We start from the raw sequence: 3,234 nt of genomic DNA, 5'->3' as shown, positions 1-3,234 counted from the left end.
TCATCGCTCGGCTACAAGCCACCCGCACCCGAGGTAGTGCTATGGCCGGCTGCGCAACCCAGACCAGCTCCGCAGGCCACACCCACCGTAGCCCCACGACCCATCATGCACTAACATTAACCCCGTACCACCTCGCGGGGGCTGGCCACTTGTCTGTCCGAAACCTGGAGATATGTATCCGAGCGAAAGACCTTCGGCAAGCCTCTGTCGGATAACCAGGGCGTCACTTTCCCGCTCGCCGAATGCGAGACACATGTCGAGGCGGCGCGCCTCCTCTGTTACAAGACACTCGCCGCCAAGGATGCCGGCGCGCCTCATACACGTGAGGCAGCCATGTGCAAATGGTGGGCGCCGCAGCTTGCCTTCGAGGTCGTGCACAAATGCCTGCTGATGCATGGGCATGCAGGTTACAGCACCGAGCTGCCGTTCGAGCAGCGCCTGCGCGACGTGCTCGGCCTCCAGATCGGCGACGGCACGGCTCAGATCATGAAACTCATCATTGCCCGCGAGACGCTGAAATCGATCGCGGGCTGAATCGAACGGGCCATCAGACGCCCGGCTTTTAGCGAGGAGGAGATGTCATGAAGTTGGAACTGGGTTCGCTGCCGAAACGCCGGGCTGCGATGAAGGAAAGCGGCCATTGGCGGGATGAAACGCTCCTTGATCATCTTGTCCGTGTCGTGGCACGGACACCCGGCAAGATCGCCGTGGTGGCGTCCCAGTCCGAGCTGGCGCGAGAGCAGCGCCTGACCTACGAGGAACTCGACCGGCTTTCCGACCTCGTTGCTCTCAGCCTTGAAGAGCACGGCATCGGGCATGGGGACGTGGTTTCGTTCCAGCTGCCGAACTGGTGGGAGTTCACCGTCCTGCATCTGGCCTGCCTCAAGCTCGGCGCCATCAGCAATCCTCTTATGGTCATCTTCCGTGAGCGTGAGCTGAACTTCATGCTCGGCCTTGCAGAGACAAAGGTGCTCATCGTCCCGGCGAAGTTCAGGGGTTTCGATTACGCAGCCATGGCGGCTAACGTTCAGGCGCAGCTATCGTCACTCAAGCATGTGTTCGTCATCAATGGCGAAGGTGAGCAATCCTTCGACACGCTGCTCAAGCCCAAAGTCGGCGAGGAGGGGCGCAGGCGCCTGCGCGAGCGTAAGCTCTCGCCCGACGATGTGATCCAGTTGCTCTATACCAGTGGCACCACGGGTGAACCGAAAGGGGTGATGCATACTTCCAATACGATGCTGTCCAACCTCACGCCCTTTGCCGAGCGGCTTCATCTGGGGCAGAGCGACGTCATCCACATGCCGTCGCCGATGGCCCACCAACTCGGCTTCATGTATGGCCTCGTGCTTCCTGTGATGCTGGGCGCGACGGCTGTGCTCCAGGACATCTTCGTGCCTCAGACGATGGCGGAGCAGATCACGCGAGAAGGCGCGACCTTCACCATGGGGGCAACCCCCTTCCTTAACGACCTTACGGACTATGTGGAGCGCACCGCCGGTGCCACGCCGACCCTGCGCGTATTCGTCTCGGCGGGCGCACCCATCCCTCGTGCGCTCGTCACAAAGGCGCGCCAGGTGCTCGGGGCCGCCATCATCTCCGCCTGGGGCATGTCGGAAAACGGTGCCGTCACCACGACTCAGCCGGAGGATCCCGAGGAGAAGACCACGAGCACCGACGGCAAGGCGCTGCCAGGCATGGAGGTGCGGGTGGTCGATGCGGAAGGCAATGCCATGCCGAGCGGAACCGAGGGGCAGCTCCAGGTTCGCGGATGCTCGAACTTCGTCGGCTACCTGAAGCGCCCGGAACTCGACAGCACCAATGCGGAGGGTTGGTTCGACACTGGCGACATCGCGCGCATGGATGAGGATGGCTATATACGCATCGCGGGTCGCTCGAAGGACATCATCATCCGCGGCGGTGAAAATATCCCTGTTGTCGAGATCGAAGGCATTCTCTTCAAGCATCCGAATATCGCGGGAGTTGCCATTGTCGGTTATCCGGACGAGCGTCTCGGAGAGCGCGCCTGCGCCTATGTCACCCTGAAGGAAGGGGCAACGCTGGCCTTTGAGGAAATGACGTCCTACCTCAAGGAGCAGAAGATGGCGGTGCAGTACATTCCCGAGCGGCTCGAGATCGTTGAGGAATTGCCGCGCACTCCAAGCGGCAAGATCCAGAAGTTTAAGCTCAGGGAAGAAGCCCGACGCTTCTGATCCGGCACAATCCCGCCGCGCAGCAGCGCCTGCGCGGCGCCTATACGACGCTCAACTTATCCTTCAGGCGATCAAGCAGGCGGTAGAGCAGGATCTGATCCTCGAGGCTGAAGTCGTCCAGCGCGGCTCCGTAGAACGCCTTGATCGAGTTCAGCATCTGCGCCCAGATCTTTTCTCCCTTTGCTGTCAGCTTGATAAGACGGCTGCGCCCATCCTCGGGGTCTTTTACCCGCTCCACCCAGCCTCTGGCCTCGAGCCGATCAAGCACGGCGGTGAGATTCTGGCGGCTGAGGAGCAGGAACTCGATCAGGTCCTTGACCGACATTCCTTGTGTCCGCACCCGCGGCCGTGCCAGTGCACCGAGCACCGCCCATTGCTGGGTTGTGCTGCCGTAATCGGCCATAAAGCGAGTGCCGTTCTTGTGCATCAGATTTGAGCATTGATACAGGCGAAAGAACAGGCGGTTGGCAACCTCGAAACCCGGATCGTCCGGAGACGCGCCCGTGTCCGCGAGTGGCTTGGCTTTGCTCATGAGGATACTTTCAATAATACGTCAATGGGTTGCCATAAATGCGAATATATCATAGTGTTGTCATATCTTAACAGGGCCAGCGAGTGTGACGGTGCGCGATTTTCAGGAAAAGACCATTATCATCACAGGCGGCGGAGGGGGAATAGGTTCTGCCATGGCGCGCCACATCGCCTCGCGCGGCGGGCTCGTCGCCGTTTTCGATCGTGATCCGAACGCAGCCGAAAAGACGGTTTCCGCGATCAAGGCGGAGGGTGGTACGGCTCAGGCCTTCGCCTGCGACATCACTGTTCGTGACCAAGTCGAGCAGGCGGTCGCCAATACCGAAAAGGCCTTCGGCTCCATCGTGGCCAGCCCCCGCGAGGTGGTCCGGGGTTAATGTTAGTGCATGATGGGTCGTGGGGCTACGGTGGGTGTGGCCTGCGGAGCTGGTCTGGGTTGCGCAGCCGGCCATAGCACTACCTCGGGTGCGGGTGGCTTGTAGCCGAGCGATGA

At 60.9% G+C, this 3,234-nt stretch carries 4 protein-coding genes; 3 read left to right on the top strand and 1 reads right to left on the bottom strand.

Going from position 1 to position 3,234, the window contains the following annotated elements:
- Positions 1-141 precede the first annotated feature (141 nt).
- Positions 142-534, top strand: coding sequence for an acyl-CoA dehydrogenase family protein (locus AB4097_RS21340; RefSeq protein WP_442043283.1), 393 nt, complete (start codon positions 142-144; stop codon positions 532-534).
- Between the two features lie 47 nt (positions 535-581).
- Positions 582-2,210, top strand: coding sequence for a cyclohexanecarboxylate-CoA ligase (locus AB4097_RS21335; RefSeq protein ID WP_442043281.1), 1,629 nt, complete (start codon positions 582-584; stop codon positions 2,208-2,210).
- 40 nt (positions 2,211-2,250) lie between these two features.
- On the opposite strand, the gene AB4097_RS21330 is transcribed toward AB4097_RS21335, so the two are convergent.
- The gene (locus AB4097_RS21330; RefSeq protein ID WP_442043279.1) at positions 2,251-2,742 is read right to left on the bottom strand and encodes a MarR family winged helix-turn-helix transcriptional regulator; all 492 of its coding nucleotides are present in this window, start codon (positions 2,740-2,742) and stop codon (positions 2,251-2,253) included.
- A 91-nt stretch (positions 2,743-2,833) separates the two neighbouring features.
- Between AB4097_RS21330 and AB4097_RS21325 the strand changes: the two genes are divergently transcribed.
- Positions 2,834-3,118 carry an SDR family NAD(P)-dependent oxidoreductase gene (locus tag AB4097_RS21325; RefSeq protein ID WP_442043277.1) on the top strand — a complete coding sequence of 95 codons (285 nt, stop codon included), beginning with the start codon at positions 2,834-2,836 and terminating at the stop codon, positions 3,116-3,118.
- The last annotated feature ends 116 nt before the right edge of the window (positions 3,119-3,234 follow it).

This window comes from Microvirga sp. 2MCAF35 (genome assembly GCF_052115545.1).
Classification (GTDB): Bacteria; Pseudomonadota; Alphaproteobacteria; order Rhizobiales; family Beijerinckiaceae; genus Microvirga.
Note: the sequence above shows the minus strand (reverse complement) of the source record. Positions and strands in the feature narration are given on the sequence as shown.